Origin of the sequence: Microbacterium sp. HSID17254, from assembly GCF_003989315.1 — a bacterium.
Classification (GTDB): domain Bacteria; phylum Actinomycetota; class Actinomycetes; order Actinomycetales; family Microbacteriaceae; genus Microbacterium.
Window position 1 is genome coordinate 146,606 of record NZ_RBLT01000001.1, and the last position, 15,994, is coordinate 162,599.

General features: G+C 69.6%; 15 protein-coding genes. All 15 read left to right on the forward strand.

Annotated elements, in window-relative coordinates; translation table 11 throughout:
- The first annotated feature begins 32 nt into the window (after window positions 1–32).
- The 15 genes from murC (at window position 33) to hisD (ending at window position 15,991) form a co-directional block, all read left to right on the forward strand.
- Window positions 33–1,433, forward strand: a complete 1,401-nt coding sequence (murC, locus tag D8M34_RS00685; RefSeq protein WP_062766886.1) for a UDP-N-acetylmuramate--L-alanine ligase — start codon at window positions 33–35, stop codon at window positions 1,431–1,433.
- Window positions 1,434–1,436: 3 nt separating this feature from the next.
- A complete protein-coding gene (locus D8M34_RS00690) occupies window positions 1,437–2,357 on the forward strand; it encodes an FtsQ-type POTRA domain-containing protein (RefSeq protein WP_082758505.1) in 921 nt (306 codons plus the stop codon).
- A 162-nt stretch (window positions 2,358–2,519) separates the two neighbouring features.
- Window positions 2,520–3,674, forward strand: a complete 1,155-nt coding sequence (gene ftsZ / locus D8M34_RS00695; RefSeq protein ID WP_025105084.1) for a cell division protein FtsZ — start codon at window positions 2,520–2,522, stop codon at window positions 3,672–3,674.
- Window positions 3,671–4,378, forward strand: a complete 708-nt coding sequence (locus D8M34_RS00700; RefSeq protein ID WP_025105083.1) for a YggS family pyridoxal phosphate-dependent enzyme — start codon at window positions 3,671–3,673, stop codon at window positions 4,376–4,378. The genes ftsZ and D8M34_RS00700 overlap by 4 nt, the downstream gene beginning before the upstream one ends.
- Before the next feature lie 43 nt (window positions 4,379–4,421).
- The gene (locus tag D8M34_RS00705) at window positions 4,422–4,895 is read left to right on the forward strand and encodes a cell division protein SepF (RefSeq protein ID WP_025105082.1); all 474 of its coding nucleotides are present in this window, start codon (window positions 4,422–4,424) and stop codon (window positions 4,893–4,895) included.
- A gap of 3 nt (window positions 4,896–4,898) precedes the next feature.
- Entirely contained in the window at window positions 4,899–5,198 is a 300-nt protein-coding gene (locus D8M34_RS00710; RefSeq protein WP_025105081.1) for a YggT family protein, read from the forward strand.
- Window positions 5,199–5,379: 181 nt separating this feature from the next.
- Window positions 5,380–5,982, forward strand: coding sequence for a DivIVA domain-containing protein (locus D8M34_RS00715; protein ID WP_085607877.1), 603 nt, complete (start codon window positions 5,380–5,382; stop codon window positions 5,980–5,982).
- Window positions 5,983–5,991: 9 nt separating this feature from the next.
- On the forward strand, window positions 5,992–6,564 hold the full coding sequence (gene lspA / locus D8M34_RS00720) for a signal peptidase II (protein WP_036293163.1): 573 nt from the start codon (window positions 5,992–5,994) through the stop codon (window positions 6,562–6,564).
- A 2-nt stretch (window positions 6,565–6,566) separates the two neighbouring features.
- A complete protein-coding gene (locus D8M34_RS00725) occupies window positions 6,567–7,487 on the forward strand; it encodes an RluA family pseudouridine synthase (RefSeq protein ID WP_062766881.1) in 921 nt (306 codons plus the stop codon).
- Between the two features lie 56 nt (window positions 7,488–7,543).
- Window positions 7,544–8,125: a GNAT family N-acetyltransferase gene (locus tag D8M34_RS19405; RefSeq protein ID WP_062766878.1), complete on the forward strand. Its 582-nt coding sequence runs from the start codon at window positions 7,544–7,546 to the stop codon at window positions 8,123–8,125.
- A 31-nt stretch (window positions 8,126–8,156) separates the two neighbouring features.
- A complete protein-coding gene (locus tag D8M34_RS00735; RefSeq protein ID WP_062766875.1) occupies window positions 8,157–8,759 on the forward strand; it encodes an RNA polymerase sigma factor in 603 nt (200 codons plus the stop codon).
- On the forward strand, window positions 8,734–9,798 hold the full coding sequence (locus tag D8M34_RS00740) for a hypothetical protein (protein ID WP_126892919.1): 1,065 nt from the start codon (window positions 8,734–8,736) through the stop codon (window positions 9,796–9,798). The genes D8M34_RS00735 and D8M34_RS00740 overlap by 26 nt, the downstream gene beginning before the upstream one ends.
- Window positions 9,799–9,836: 38 nt before the next feature.
- Window positions 9,837–13,355 (forward strand): DNA polymerase III subunit alpha, encoded by a 3,519-nt coding sequence (gene dnaE, locus D8M34_RS00745; RefSeq protein ID WP_025105074.1) that lies wholly within the window; start codon window positions 9,837–9,839, stop codon window positions 13,353–13,355.
- A gap of 67 nt (window positions 13,356–13,422) precedes the next feature.
- Window positions 13,423–14,685 (forward strand): hypothetical protein, encoded by a 1,263-nt coding sequence (locus D8M34_RS00750; protein ID WP_126892920.1) that lies wholly within the window; start codon window positions 13,423–13,425, stop codon window positions 14,683–14,685.
- Between the two features lies 1 nt (window position 14,686).
- Complete coding sequence (hisD, locus tag D8M34_RS00755) at window positions 14,687–15,991, forward strand: histidinol dehydrogenase (RefSeq protein ID WP_062766863.1); 1,305 nt, start codon at window positions 14,687–14,689, stop codon at window positions 15,989–15,991.
- The last annotated feature ends 3 nt before the right edge of the window (window positions 15,992–15,994 follow it).

The following is a 15,994-nucleotide window of genomic DNA, read 5'->3' on the forward strand; positions in this document are numbered from 1 at the left end:
CGGACGCGAACGAAAAGTAGACTGAAGCGGACATGATCAGACCCGACCTCTCCCTCCCCATCCCCGACACGATCACCTCCGCGCACTTCATCGGCATCGGTGGATCCGGGATGAGCGGACTCGCCAAGATGTTCCTCGACGCGGGCATCCGCGTCTCCGGCAGCGACCGTGCCGACAGCGACAACCTGCGGGCGCTGGCCGCCGCGGGGGCAACGGTCCACGTCGGTCACGATGCCGCCCACCTCGGCGACGCCGACACGGTCGTGCACACCGGCGCCATCTGGCCGGAGAACCCCGAGTTCGTCACCGCCAAGGAGCGGGGCCTCCACGTCATCCACCGGTCCCAGGCGCTGCACTGGCTGATCGGCACGCGGCGTCTCGTGTCGGTGGCGGGCGCGCACGGCAAGACGACCTCGACGGGCATGATCGTCACCGCGTTGCGCGACCTCGGCGCCGATCCGCACTTCGTCAACGGCGGCGTGATCGAGCAGCTCGGCACGTCCAGCGCGACCGGGAGCGGCGACCTCTTCGTCATCGAGGCCGACGAATCGGACGGCACCTTCCTCCTCTACGACACCGCTGTGGCGCTCATCACGAACGTCGACCCCGACCACCTCGACCACTACGGCTCCGATGAGGCCTTCCACGACGCCTTCGTGCGGTTCGCGGACGCCGCGTCGGAGGCGGTCGTCATCTCCAGCGACGACCCCGGCGCGCTCCGGGTGCTGGCAGGACTGTCCCACCCACGGGTGCTGACGTTCGGTCAGGCCGAGGGCGCCGACGTCCGGGTCAGCGAGATCGTCACGGCAGGTCCCGTCGCCGCGGTCGTCTCGCACGGCGGCGAGACCGAGCGCATGCAGCTCGCCGTCCCCGGCGTGCACAACGCGATCAACGCCACCGGGGCGGTCGCCGTGCTGCTCGCGCTCGGCCACCCGCTCCTCGACGCCGTGCGCGCCGTCGAAGGCTTCGCGGGGACCGTCCGTCGTCTCGAGCGTCATGGCGAGGAGCGCGGGGTCACGGTCTACGACGACTACTCCCACCACCCGACCGAGGTGCGTGCGGCGCTCGAAGCCATGCGCAGCATCGCCGGCTCCGGACGGTTGATCGCGATCCAGCAGCCGCACACCTACTCGCGGACGCAGCACATGTACCAGGAGTTCGCGGACGTCCTGGAGGAGCTCGCCGACCACACCGTGATGCTGGACGTCTACGGCGCCAGAGAAGATCCGGTGCCCGGCGTCACCGGCGAGCTGGTGAGCGGCGCGTTCCACGACCCCTCCCGCGTGCACTTCGTCGCCGACTGGCAGGAGGCGGCCGACTACACGGCATCCGTGGCGACCGACGGCGACTTCGTCGTGACCCTCGGCTGCGGCAACGTCTATCAGATCATCCCGCAGGTGCTGGACTCGCTGCGCCGGACCGACGGGGCGTAGCCCATGCGCCGGCCGCCCCCGCTCCCGAGCGCCCCGGATGCACCGGAGGAGACGGACGCCGCATCCGCGCGCAGCCTCCGCCGCCGCGGTGCCGCTCCGTCGCCGGCGGACGAGGCTGTCCAGGATGATCTCGCCCCCGGGGTCGAGGGGGAGCAGGAAGCGGACGTCCCGAGCTCCTCGATGGACGTCTGGCGGGCTGCGCGCGCGCGTCGCAAGGCCCTCCGCGCAGAGATCCGTCGGTTCACCCAGCGCTCGCGTCGGCGCCGCATCACCTGGCTGAGCGTCGTCGGCGCGATCGTGCTGCTGATCGGCGGAAGCGTCGCGGCGGCCTACAGTCCGCTCTTCGCGGTCGAGCGCATCACGGTCACCGGGACGACCACGATCGATCCGGCGGTGATCGAGGGTGCGTTGGCGGACCAGATGGGCACGCCGCTCGCGCTCGTCGACACCAGTGAGGTCAAGGCCGCGCTGCTGGCCTTCCCGCTCATCGAGACCTACGCGCTGGAGGCGAGACCCCCGCACGACCTCACGGTCCGCATCGTCGAGCGCACACCGATCGGCGTGATCGAGTCCGATGCCGGCTTCACCCTCGTGGACGCCGCGGGCGTCGCGCTCTCGACGACCGAGGAGCGCCCGGCAGGTCAGCCGCTCGTCGAGGTCGAGGGCGGCGTGGAGTCCTCGGCGTTCCGCAGCGCCGGGCTCGTCGTGCGTGCCCTCCCCGCCGACATCCGCAGCGCCCTCACCGGCGTCCGTGCCTCGACGGCGGACGACGTGACCCTCACCCTCGACTCCGGCCTCACGGTCGTGTGGGGGAGCGAGGAAGACAGCGCGCTGAAGGCGCTCGCGCTCTCCGCGGCGCTCGTGAAGAACCCCACGGCCTCGTCGATCGACGTGACCTCGCCCGACGTCGCGGTCGTCGGCTGAACGCTTTCCGCAGGAATGGCGCGACACGCCCACGGCGTTGCGGGCGCGCGGGCGGGCGGCGCTTACCTTCGATCTGAGAGAACGCAATACCGGGAAATACTTTACACCTCTAGTTGAGGTTTAAGGTTCCCCCTTCCAGGCTCTACTAATCGGAGGCCGGCCATGAGCCAGAACCAGAACTACCTCGCCGTGATCAAGGTCGTCGGCGTCGGCGGTGGCGGCGTCAACGCCGTCAACCGCATGATCGAGCTCGGTCTCCGCGGAGTCGAGTTCATCGCCGTCAACACCGACGCCCAGGCGCTGCTCATGAGCGACGCCGACGTCAAGCTGGACGTGGGCCGCGAGCTCACCCGCGGCCTCGGTGCCGGCGCCGACCCCGAGGTGGGTCGTCGTGCCGCAGAGGACCACGCGGAGGAGATCGAGCAGGCGCTGACCGGCGCCGACATGGTCTTCGTCACCGCCGGAGAGGGCGGTGGCACCGGAACGGGCGGCGCTCCCGTCGTCGCCCGCATCGCGAAGTCGATCGGTGCGCTCACCATCGGTGTCGTCACGAAGCCGTTCTCCTTCGAGGGGCGTCGCCGCCAGAGCCAGGCCGAGGCGGGCGTCGCGAAGCTGAAGGAAGAGGTCGACACCCTCATCGTCGTCCCGAACGACCGTCTGCTCGAGATCAGCGACCGCGGCATCTCGATGATCGAGGCGTTCGCCACCGCCGACCAGGTCCTCCTCGCCGGTGTGCAGGGCATCACCGACCTCATCACGACCCCCGGTCTCATCAACCTGGACTTCGCCGATGTGAAGTCGGTCATGCAGGGAGCCGGATCCGCCCTGATGGGCATCGGCTCGGCCCGCGGCGCCGACCGCGCGATCAAGGCGGCGGAGCTCGCCGTCGAGTCGCCGCTGCTCGAGGCCTCCATCGAAGGTGCCCACGGGGTGCTGCTCTCGATCCAGGGTGGCTCGAACCTCGGCATCTTCGAGATCCACGACGCGGCGGACCTCGTCAAGGAGGCCGCGCACCCCGAGGCCAACATCATCTTCGGTACGGTCATCGACGACACGCTCGGCGACGAGGTGCGGGTGACCGTGATCGCCGCGGGCTTCGACGGCGGGGAGCCCTCGCTGCGACTGGACCCGATGGTCGTCTCGCGTCCCTCGACCGCGTCCCTTCCCGAGGTGGCGCTGTCGGAGACCAGCGAGCCTGCGGCCGAGAAGAGCACGCCCGAGCCCGCCCCGGCGCCCGCGGCACCGCGCACGCCGGCGACGAGCATCGAGCCGGCCTTCGCCGACGACGACATCGACATCCCCGAATTCCTGAAGTGACGACACCGGTCGGCGCCTCGGCGCCATCGGATCTGGCCGCGCGGCTGTCGGCGATCGACGACAGGATCGCCGACGCCGCGCGTGCCGCCGGGCGGTCTCCCGCGGAGATCACCCGGATCGTCGTCACGAAGTTCCACCCCGCTTCGCTGGTGCGCGATCTGCACGCACTCGGGGTGCACGCGGTGGGGGAGAACCGACAGCAGGAGCTCACCGCCAAGGCGGGCGAGCTCTCCGCGCTCGACCTCGAGTGGCACTTCATCGGACAGGGACAGACGAACAAGGCCGCGGCGATCAGGCGGAGCGCCGACGTCGTGCACTCCGTGGACCGTGACCGGTTCGCCGATGCCCTGCATCGTGCCGCAGAGACCGACGAGGTGCTCGACGTGCTCGTGCAGGTGAACCTCACCGAGGACGAGGGCAGGGGAGGGGTGGCGCCGGCGTCGGCGGTGGCGTTGGCCGAGCACGTGCTCAGCCTGCCCTCGCTGCGGCTCCGGGGTGTGATGGCCGTCGCGCCCCTCGACGAGGACCCCGCGAGCGCCTTCGCCCGTCTGCACCACATCGCCGCCGACGTGCGGACCGTCGCTCCCGACGCGACGTGGATCTCCGCCGGGATGACCGGCGACTTCGCCGAGGCCATCGCCGCCGGCGCGACACACCTGCGGATCGGTTCCGCAATCACGGGACCGCGCCCCGCCCGGGGTTAACCTGTGACAAGACCAGCCCGAAACGTTCGAACCGGAGGACACGATGGGTAACCCGCTGAAGAAGACCATGGTGTATCTCGGCCTCGCCGACGAGGAAGAGGTCTACGAAGAGGAGACGCCGGCACCCGCGCGCGCCCAGCGCGAGCGCGAGCGTGAGCGCGAAGAGCCGGCTCCGGCCCCCGTCACGCCGCTCCGTCGTCCCGTCGCCGTCCGCCAGCCCGCAGCAGGAGCCGTGAACGAGATCCTCACCGTCCACCCGAAGCAGTACCGCGACGCCCAGCTGATCGCGGAGAGCTTCCGCGAGGGCGTCCCGGTCATCATCAACCTCTCCCAGATGAGCGACGCCGACGCGCGCCGCCTCATCGACTTCGCGAGCGGTCTCTCCCTCGGCCTCTACGGCCGGATCGAGCGGGTGACCTCCAAGGTCTTCCTGCTCTCGCCGGAGAACATCGCGGTGTCCGGTCACGGGGGTATCGCGCACGCAGACGCCGAGTCTGCGGGCTTCGACCACTCGTAGACCGTGCAGCTGGTCTCGGTCCTCGCCAGCATCGTCCATCTGGTGCTGCTGGTCTACATCCTCGTGCTCTTCGCGAGGCTCATCCTGGATTACATCCCGATGTTCAATCGGGAATGGCGTCCGAAGGGCTTCGGCCTCGTCGCCGCGGAGGCGGTGTACACCGTCACCGATCCGCCCATCCGGTTCTTCCGGCGGATCATCCCGCCGCTGCGCATCGGTCAGCTCTCGCTGGACTTCGGCTTCGCGCTGACCCTTCTGGTCGTCCTGATCCTGATGAACATCGTCCGGTTGTTCATCCGCTGACCACCCCGCGTGTCGCGCCCGGGGACGGCCTCGAGTTCTCCGAGCCTGGGTGTCGTGGCATCGCGACCCCAAGGCTCGGGGGCTATGCTGGCACCCAGGTGCGCGCCCCGGGTTCGCGCCACATCACGAACACGCCATACATCGGTACTGGCAATCGAACTCATCGAAAGAGGAGCCACCCATGGCACTTACCCCGGATGACGTCGTCACCAAGCAGTTCCAGCACGTCCGCTTCAAGGACGGCTTCGACCCGGACGAGGTCGACGACTTCCTCGACGAGATCGTCATCGAGTGGCGCAAGGCCCTCGAGGAGAACGCCGAGCTGAAGGCGAAGCTCGCCGCGTACGAGTCGGGTTCCACCCCTGCTCCCGCTGCCGCCGCCGAGCCGGCTGCCGCTGCATCCACCCCGGCCCCCGCGGCCGAGGCCCCCGCCGCCGACGCCGCACCGACCGGCTCCGCCACCGCCACCGCCGGCATCATCGAGCTCGCGCAGCGTCTGCACGACGAGCACGTGGCCGAGGGTGAGGCCAAGCGCGACCAGCTCATCTCCGAGGCCGAGGCCGAGGTCGCCCGCATCCGCACCGAGGCCGAGGCGAAGCAGCGCGAGGAGACCGCACGTCTCGAGCGCGAGCGCAACACGCTGGAGGCCCGCATCACCGAGCTGCGCAACTTCGAGCGCGACTACCGCTCGCAGCTCCGCGGCTACATCGAGGGCCAGCTCCGCGAGCTGGACGAGAAGTCGGGCTCCACGGACTCGACGCCGGTCTCCGCGATCGGCCTGTAAGGCGCCCTCTTGTCAGGACGTCGTCCCCTTCGTCGGTCGGCGGCCGGCGCGATCGTTGCGATTCTCGCAGCGGTCGTGCTGGCCGCCGATCAGTTTGTGAAGTACCTCACCATCGAGAACCTGCCGCTGCACGAGGCGGTCCCGGTTCTCGGAGAGTTCCTGCAGCTCTACTACGTGCGCAATCCCGGCGCGGCGTTCTCGCTCGGCTCCGGCGTGACGTGGATCTTCACCATCGCCCTCGCGGTCGTCGCGGGCGTCATCGTCTGGAAGGCGTTTGGCCTGCGGTCGCGTCTCTGGGCGGTCGTCCTCGGCTGCCTCCTCGGGGGCGTGCTGGGGAATCTGTCGGACCGTCTGTTCCGGGAGCCCGGGTTCCCCGTGGGTCACGTCGTGGACATGATCTCCATGCCGTGGATGATGCCGGCGATCTTCAACGTCGCCGACATCTTCATCGTCACCGGGATGATCTCGGTCGCCCTGCTCGTGGTGTTCGGCCTCCGGTTCGACGGCACGCGTGAGCGCGATCACGCCCCGGTCGAGACCGACGAGGACGCCGAGGCCGCCGCCGCGTCCGAGGGGCGCTGAGCGTGGAGTCCCGCTCGCTGCCCGTCCCGGACGGGCTCGACGGCACGCGGGTCGACGCCGCCCTCGCCAAGCTCCTCGGGTTCTCGAGGACCTTCGCGGCGGAGGTGGCCGCGTCCGGCGGCGTCCGCCTGGACGGCGTCACCCTCGACAAGTCGGACCGCCTGCGGGGCGGTGCCTGGATCGATGTCGAGTGGGAGCCGAAGGAGGGGCCGAAGATCGTCCCCATCGCGGTGCCTGAGCTGGGCATCGTCTACGACGACGACGACATCGTCGTCGTCGACAAGCCGACGGGCGTCGCCGCCCACCCCTCGCTCGGGTGGGAGGGCCCCACGGTCGTCGGTGCCCTCGCCGCCGCGGGGTTCCGCGTCGCGACCAGCGGTGCACCGGAGCGTCAAGGCGTCGTGCACCGGCTGGATGTGGGGACGAGCGGACTCATGGTCGTCGCCAAGAGCGAGGCCGCCTACACCGCTCTCAAGCGGGCGTTCAAGGAGCGCACGGTCGAGAAGATCTACCACGCGGTGGTGCAGGGGCATCCGGACCCGCTCGTGGGCACGATCGATGCCCCGATCGGTCGGCACCCGAACCACTCGTGGAAGTTCGCCGTCGTCCCGGACGGCAAGCCCTCCGTGACGCACTACGAGACGCTCGAGGCCTTTCCCGGTGCCTCCCTGCTCGAGATCCACCTGGAGACGGGCCGTACGCATCAGATCCGCGTGCACATGGCGGCGCACCGGCACCCGTGCGTCGGGGACCCGCTCTACGGCGCCGACCCGACACTCTCGGCCCGCCTCGGACTCACGCGTCAGTGGCTGCATGCGCATCAGCTGGCCTTCGCCCATCCGACGACGGGGGAGTGGGTGCAGTTCGCCTCGCCCTATCCGGAGGACTTCCAGCACGCGCTGGACGTGCTGCGCGGGGAATAGTCCATCCGCCGGGGCGTCAGCGCGCCGGTGTCCGTGGTCTCCGCCACACTGACCGCATGAGCATCGTGGTGCGCCCGGCGACGGTCTTCGACGACGTCGCCGCGGTCGTGGGACCGAAGAAACCGACGTCGAACGTCTGCTTCTGCCTGAGCTATCGGATCGGCAACAAGGAGAACGTCTCCCTTCGCGGTCCCGCACGGGCCGAGCGGGTGCGTGAGCTCTGCCACCAGGATCCTCCTCCCGGCGTGCTCGCCTACCTCGACGACGAGCCGGTCGGCTGGGCGGCGTTGCACCCTCGACGCGACACGAGCTTCGCGCGCAATCGCCTCATCCCGCATGTCGACGACCTCGACGTGTGGTCGCTGTGGTGCTTCCGGGTCCGCCCTGGGCACCGCAAGCAGGGGGTCTCCCACGCTCTCATCGAAGGCGCGGTCGCCTATGCCAGGGAACGAGGCGCGCCCGCGATCGAGGGCTATCCGGTCGACAACGCCGGGGCGAAGGTCAATCTCACGATGGCGTACGTCGGGACCCGGCGGCTCTTCGAGGGCGCGGGGTTCGAGAAGGCGGCGGACACGGGTTCGGTCCTCGACGGCTTCCCTCGCGTGCTCATGCGGCTGGACCTCCGCGAGAAAGCGTGAACCGGATTCCGCTTCCCGGGCAATACAGAGTGTGAACACAGACAGCGAGGTCATCGCCCGGTCGCTCGACGAGCCGCGGGCGTTCTCCGCCATCTTCGAGCGGCACGTGCGCCCGGTCGGCGGGTACATCCGGCGGCGGGTCGGCGAGGATGCGGTCGACGACGTGCTCAGCGAGACGTTCCTGGTCGCGTTCCGCCGTCGGGCGTCTTTCGATCTCGATGTCGTGTCGGCCCTCCCGTGGCTCCTCGGTATCGCCACGCGGATGATCAAGCGGCATCGTGCCGCCGAAGTGCGGCAGTGGCGGGCTTTCGAGGCCACGTCCGCCGCGGCCGGACCCGGCGAGCACCCGTACGCGGCCTCGGATGCGCGGCTGGACGCCGACGCGGCCCTGCGAGCGCTCGCACCCCGCATCGCCGGTCTTCCCGCCCGAGACCGCGATGTGCTTCTCCTGCATGCGTGGGGCGACCTCACATACGAGCAGATCGCCGAGGCCCTCGGCATCCCGGTCGGGACAGTGCGGTCGCGGCTCCACCGGGTGCGACGACGACTCGCCCCGCCGGGTTCGCGCGGGCAGACCCGACTGACATGGATGGCGAAGGAGGAGAGCGATGCTGCTTATGGAACGAGTGCGTGACCTCGGTGCGGATCAGGCGGAACCGTCGGAGGAGAGCGTCCGTCGTGCCCGCGCCGCTCTGGCGACCGCGGTGTCCGCCGCACATGCTCCGCGGGGCGGGCGACGACGGGCGCGGGTGTGGACCGGCCTCGTCATCGGGGGGCTGACGGCCGGAGCCGCGGTGGTGGCGCTGGGCGCCGGAGGCCTCCTGTTCCCGGTGATGCCCGATGCCGCCGCTGCGGCGGTGCTCGAGCAGGCGGCGAGCGTCACCGTCGACGCCCAGGACCTCGCCCCGGGCGCGGGACAGTACATCCGGATCGAGACCGTCGACGAGTTCGTCCAGTTCTGGGATGGAGACGCCGCCGACGACGGCGACGACGACACCTTCGCCTTCAACGCCTCCCGCGACACGGGGGACGCCGCCGTCCTGGTCAGGGACACGCGGGTGCTGTACGTCCCTGCCGACCGCTCGGCGGACTGGTTCTACGACTGGGGGAACGCCGAAGTCGTACGGTCGTTCGGCGCGCAGGGCACGCGCGCCGCACAGGAGTGGCCCTCGTCACCCGGAGCGGCGATCCGCGAGCGCGGCACGGTACAGGTCCTCCCGGGCGGCGCCTGGCCGGTCGGCGACGGCGATCCGGCACCCGTCCCGCACCTGGCGGACGGCTATCGCCCGTACTACGAGGAGATGCCGCGGGAACCGTCGGCGTTGCGGGACTGGCTGCGTGCCCGCTCCGGCTTGACCGGTGCGGAGGGTGATCGGTGGGTGGTGGCGAGCCTCTCCGACCCGTCCGCGATCAACCTCATGCCGGCCGAGCTGAGAGCGGCCTTCTTCCGCGCGATCGCCTTGATCCCGGGCTTCGAGCTGGTCGACGAGGGTGACGGCACGGCCACGCTGCGCTATGCGGTTCCCGGCCACCGGACGACGACCATCGTCGTCGACACGGATCACGGACTCGTGGACTCGATCGCGGAGGGCTACGGGTCAGGAGGGGTCATCGGCGACACGCCGGAGTCGACGACGAGCGTCGTCACCGAGGTGGTGGACGAGGTGCCGTGAGGCCGGCCGATGTCGATGGCCGAACGTAGACTCGAAGCATGGCATCCGACTCCTTCGTCCACCTGCACGTGCACAGCGAGTACTCGATGCTCGACGGGGCTGCGAAGATCAACGCGATGACGCAGGCGGCCGCCGATTACGGCATGCCGGCGATCGCGGTGACGGACCACGGGAACACCTTCGCGGCGTTCGAGTTCTACAACGCCGCGCGCAACGCCGGCATCAAGCCCATCGTGGGTCTCGAGGCGTACGTCACCCCGGGCACGCACCGCAGCGACAAGACCCGCGTGCAGTGGGGCTCGGCAGACCAGCGCAGCGACGACGTGTCGGGTTCGGGCGCGTACACCCACATGACCATGTGGAGCCAGAGCACGGAGGGCATGCACAACCTCTTCCGGCTGAGCTCGCTGTCGAGCATGGAGGGGTACTACTTCAAGCCGCGTATGGACCGCGAGCTGCTCCAGACGTACGGCAAGGGACTCATCGCCACGACGGGGTGCCCGTCCGGAGAGGTGCAGACGCGGCTGCGGCTCGGCCAGTACGACGCCGCCCGCGCGGCCGCAGCGGAGTTCCAGGACATCTTCGGCAAGGAGAACTACTTCGCCGAGATCATGGACCACGGCCTGTCGATCGAGCGCCGGGTCATGACGGATCTGCTGCGTCTCGCGAAAGACCTCGGCATCCCGCTCGTGGCGACCAACGACTCGCACTACACCCACCAGCACGAAGCCGACGCCCACGCGGCCCTGCTGTGCGTGCAGTCCGGCTCCACGCTCGACGACCCGAACCGCTTCAAGTTCGACGGCGACGGGTACTACATCAAGACCGCGGCCGAGATGCGGCAGCTCTTCCGGGACCACCCGGAGGCCTGCGACAACACGCTCCTGATCGCCGAGCGCTGCGAGGTGGAGTTCAACACCTCGGCGAACTACATGCCGCGGTTCCCGGTCCCCGAGGGCGAGACCGAGGACAGCTGGCTCATCAAAGAGGTCGAGAAGGGCCTCCACTACCGGTACCCGAACGGCATCCCGGACAAGGTGCGCAAGCAGGCCGAGTACGAGACCGGCATCATCCTCCAGATGGGCTTCCCCGGGTACTTCCTCGTCGTCGCCGACTTCATCAACTGGGCCAAGGACAACGGCATCCGGGTCGGTCCGGGGCGTGGCTCCGGTGCGGGTTCGATGGTCGCCTATGCGATGAAGATCACCGACCTCGACCCTCTCGAGCACGGTCTGATCTTCGAGCGGTTCCTCAACCCGGACCGCGTGTCGATGCCCGACTTCGACGTCGACTTCGACGACCGCCGCCGCGGCGAGGTCATCGAGTACGTGACCAGGAAGTACGGGTCCGAGCGGGTCGCACAGATCGTCACGTACGGCACGATCAAGTCGAAGCAGGCCCTCAAGGACGCCGGTCGTGTCCTCGGCTTCCCGTTCAGCATGGGGGAGCGGCTCACCAAGGCGATGCCCCCGGCCGTCATGGGGAAGGACATGCCCCTCGACGGCATGTTCGACTCCGCGCACCCGCGCTACAAGGAGGCGAGCGAGTTCCGGGCTCTCATCGAGACCGACCCCGAGGCGAAGACGGTCTTCGACCGCGCGCTCGGCCTCGAGGGGCTGAAGCGGCAGTGGGGCGTGCACGCCGCCGGCGTCATCATGTCGTCCGAGCCCCTGCTCGACATCATCCCGATCATGCGTCGCGAGCAGGACGGTCAGATCGTCACGCAGTTCGACTATCCGTCGTGCGAGTCCCTCGGTCTGATCAAGATGGACTTCCTGGGCCTCCGGAACCTCACGATCATCTCGGACGCGCTCGACAACATCCGCATGAACCGGGGCGAGGAGCTCGATCTCGAGCACCTCGGTCTCGACGACCCCGCCGTCTACGAACTGCTGGCCCGCGGCGACACGCTCGGTGTCTTTCAGCTCGACAGTCCGCCGCTGCGCTCGCTGATGCGGCTCATGAAGCCCGACAACTTCGGTGACATCTCGGCCCTCATCGCGCTGTACCGTCCCGGGCCGATGGGAGCCAACTCCCACACCAACTACGCGCTGCGCAAGAACGGGCAGCAGGAGATCACCCCGATCCACCCCGAGCTGGCGGAGCCGCTCGCCGAGATCCTGGAGGAGTCCTACGGGCTCATCATCTACCAGGAGCAGGTCATGGCGATCGCGCAGAAGGTGGCCGGGTTCAGCCTCGGTCAGGCCGACATCCTGCGCCGAGCGATGGGAAAGAAGAAGAAGTCCGAGCTGGACAAGCAGTACGCCGGTTTCGCGGCGGGCATGACCGAGCGCGGCTTCGGGGAGGGAGCGGTCAAGGCCCTCTGGGACATCCTCCTGCCGTTCTCGGACTACGCCTTCAACAAAGCGCACTCCGCTGCCTACGGGCTCGTGTCGTACTGGACCGCCTACCTCAAGGCGCACTACCCGGCCGAGTACATGGCCGCCCTCCTCACGAGCGTCGGCGACTCGAAGGACAAGATGGCGCTCTACCTGAACGAGTGTCGCCGGATGGGGATCAAGGTGCTCCCGCCGGACGTCTCGGAGTCGATCAACTTCTTCGCGGCCGTCGGCGACGACATCCGCTTCGGTCTCGGGGCGGTCAGAAACGTCGGCACGAACGTCGTCGACGGCATCGTGCAGTCGCGAAAGGATGAGCGGTTCACCTCCTTCCATCACTTCCTCGACACGGTGCCGCTGCACGTCGCCAACAAGCGCACGGTGGAGTCGCTCATCAAGGCCGGCGCCTTCGACTCGATGGGGGACACCCGTCGGGCGCTCCTCGAGATCCACGAAGACGCCGTGGAGGCGGCCGTCGACAGGAAGCGCAACGAGGCGCAGGGCGCCATCGGGTTCGACTTCGACAGTCTCTATGACGGCATGGAGGAGGCGGCACCCGCGAAGGTCCCTCCGCGTCCGGAGTGGATCAAGAAGGACAAGCTCGCCTTCGAGCGCGAGATGCTCGGCCTCTACGTCTCCGATCACCCGCTCGCGGGTCTCGAGGTGCCGCTGGCCAAGCACGCCTCGATCTCGATCCACGACCTCAACAACTCCGAGGATCTGCAGGACGGCGATCAGGTCACCGTGGCGGGCCTCGTCACGAGCGTGCAGCACCGTGTGGCGAAGGCGAGCGGCAACCCCTACGGCATGATCACCGTGGAGGACTTCAACGGTGAGGTCACCGTGATGTTCATGGGAAAGACATACCTCGAGTTCCAGCACACGTTGCAGCAGGATGCGATCCTCGCCGTGCGTGGGCGCGTCTCCCGCCGCGACGACGGCCTGAACCTGCATGCCCAGTCCGCCTTCGCCCCCGACGTCGGCTCCTTCGATGCGGCAGGGCCCCTCTCGCTCGTCCTCGCCGAGCAGCGCGCGACGGAACGGGTCATGACCGAGCTGGCCGAGGTGCTCCGACGGCACAGCGGCGACACCGAGGTGCTGCTCCGCGTGCACCGCGGAGGCACCGCGAAGGTGTTCGAGGTGCCCATGCCCGTGAAGGTGTCGGCCGACCTCTTCGGCGACCTCAAGTCGCTGCTCGGACCAACCTGTCTGGGGTGAACGGGTAGGATCGGGAGCCGTCGAGAGCACCGGAAAGTCGTGGTGCGCCGATGAGGAAAGGACGACTATGAGCACGGATCTTCCCGAGCCGGATGCCGAGGCGGTGTTCAGCGACGAGGACGGCGTCCTCTACGACGACGAGGTCACGCCGGAGTACGGCATCCTCGGATTCACGCTGCGCGAGCTGGTGATCGTCGGAGTCTGGCTGGTCTCCTTCCTCGTGTCCTTCTTCCCGCTCAGCGGGGGGATCTCGCTCTGGGGCATCGGCATCCAGTGGATCCTGCCGATCGGCGTGCCGACGGTCGCCGTGTTCCTCCTCGTCCTCCGGCGGTTCTCGCCCGACGGCATCCGCCGCGTGGGGTCGCTCGGCATCGATCAGTTCGCCTCCGTGGCCTTCTCGGTCTCGGCGTGCGTGTGGGCCGGCAACCTGTGGCTCGCCCTCTCGGCCGTCATCTCCACCGGCAACTGGGGTCTGCCCTGGAACGCCGTCGTGCAGGTCATCACGTCGACCGCGCTCGTCGTGCTCACCGTCTTCGCCCCGCTCATCCCGGGCGTCAAGGAGGACTTCCAGGGGCGGCTCGTCACTCTCGCGCACCGCAACGCGAACCCGGTCCGTCCCGTGATCCCTCGTCCGCGTCCCGAGACGACCACGGACACCACCGCCGCCGCGGAGGCCGACGCGTCGCCGTCCGTGGCCACCGCGGCTCCGGCGGAGGATGAGACCGCCGTGATCGCGACTCCCGACAGCGCATCGTCGACGGCGGAAGTCGCTCCTGCAGAGGCCCGCACCGCTGATGCGGCCTCCGATGAAGGCTCCGATGACGCCGCCGACGACGGGATCGCGGACGACGCGGGTCGGGTCCCGCTCACCGCGCACGCCTCGGGAGGGGGAACCGGAACCGTTCCCGTCTCCTCCGAGCCGGAGTACGCCCCGCCGTACTCGCGTCGCTCCCGTGGCGAGCAGCCCGAGATCGTGTCGGACACCGGCAGCATCGAGTCCCTCCTCGGAGCCAAGGCGCTCACCGAGGAAGAGCTCGCCGCATACCGGGAACCGGAGGCGGACGACGCGACCGCCGTGCACCCGGTCGTCGGTGACAGCCGTGAAGACGGGTACGCCGCGCCGCGCGAGAGCGCGGACGTGGCGCAGCCCTTCTGGATCCTCGCGCCGACGGAGCGCGACGTGCACGACGAGCGCGGCGAGCCGATCTTCCGTATCGGTCCGACGGCCTGGGCCCTCGTGATCGAGGATCGGGGCGGCGCGTTCGTGGTCCGTCATGACGACGGCCGCATCGGCTACCTCCACGACATCGCCGGCATCACGAAGGGCTGACATGCGCACGATCGATCTGCGGGGGCGCGAGCTCTCGCCCGCCGACATGCTCGCGGCCGTCCCGCGCGCGACTCAGGCGCGGGCCGAGGCTCTGGACACCGCCGCGCGTCTCGTCGACGATGTCCGGGAGCGCGGCGAGGAGGCCCTCCGCGAGCAGGCGGAGCGCTTCGACCGCGTCACCGGCCACGCGGTGCGGGTGCCCGCGTCCCACCTCCAGGAAGCTCTGGAGGGGCTGGCCCCCACAGTGCGCGCGGCCCTGGAGGAGGCGATCCGACGCGTGCGATCGGCGTCGGCCGCGCAGGTGCCGGCCCCGCAGGTCACACGTTTCGGCGACGGCGCGACCATCACGCAGCGCTGGCAGCCGGTCTCCCGCGTCGGGGTCTACATCCCCGGCGGCAAGGCCGTCTACCCATCGAGCGTCGTCATGAACGTCGTGCCCGCGCAGGTCGCCGGGGTGCAGCAGATCGCCCTCGCCTCGCCACCGCAGGCGGATGAGGACGGCCGCGTGCACCCGACCATCCTGGCTGCGGCCGCGCTGCTCGGGGTCTCCGAGGTCTACGCCATGGGCGGAGCCGGAGCCATCGGAGCCCTCGCCCACGGCGTCGGGAGCCTGGGACTCGATCCCGTCGACGTCGTGTCCGGACCGGGCAACAACTACGTCGCGTCCGCGAAGCGCGCCGTCGCGGGCGTGGTCGGCACCGACTCCGAAGCCGGGGCCACCGAGATCCTGGTCGTCGCGGACGCCACGTCCGACCCGCGGCTCATCGCCGCCGACCTCGTGAGCCAGGCCGAGCACGACGAGCAGGCCTCTGCCGTCCTCGTCACGGACTCCGTGGAGATCGCAGAGCAGGTCAGGGGAGAGGTCGAACGGCAGGCGGGGCGCACGCGGCACAGCGAGCGCGTCGCGGCCGCACTGTCCGGACCGCAGTCGGCGATCGTTCTCGTGGACGATCGGGCGATGGCTGTCGCGTTCAGCAACGCCTACGCCCCGGAGCACCTGGAACTGCACCTCGCGGATGCGGAGGAGGCGGCAGCCGCCTTCACGAGCGCCGGTGCCGTCTTCGTCGGCGATCAGACCCCGGTCAGCCTCGGCGACTACATGGCCGGGAGCAACCACGTCCTGCCCACCGGAGGGCAGGCGCGCTACGCCCCTGGCCTGGGCGCCTACACGTTCCTCCGCCCGCAGCAGGTCGTCTCGTACGACCGTGCCGCTCTGGCCGCGGTCCGGGAGGGCGTGGTCGCATTGGCCGACACCGAGGTGCTCCCCGCCCACGGCGAGGCGATCGAGGCCCGTTTCACCGCGTAGGAT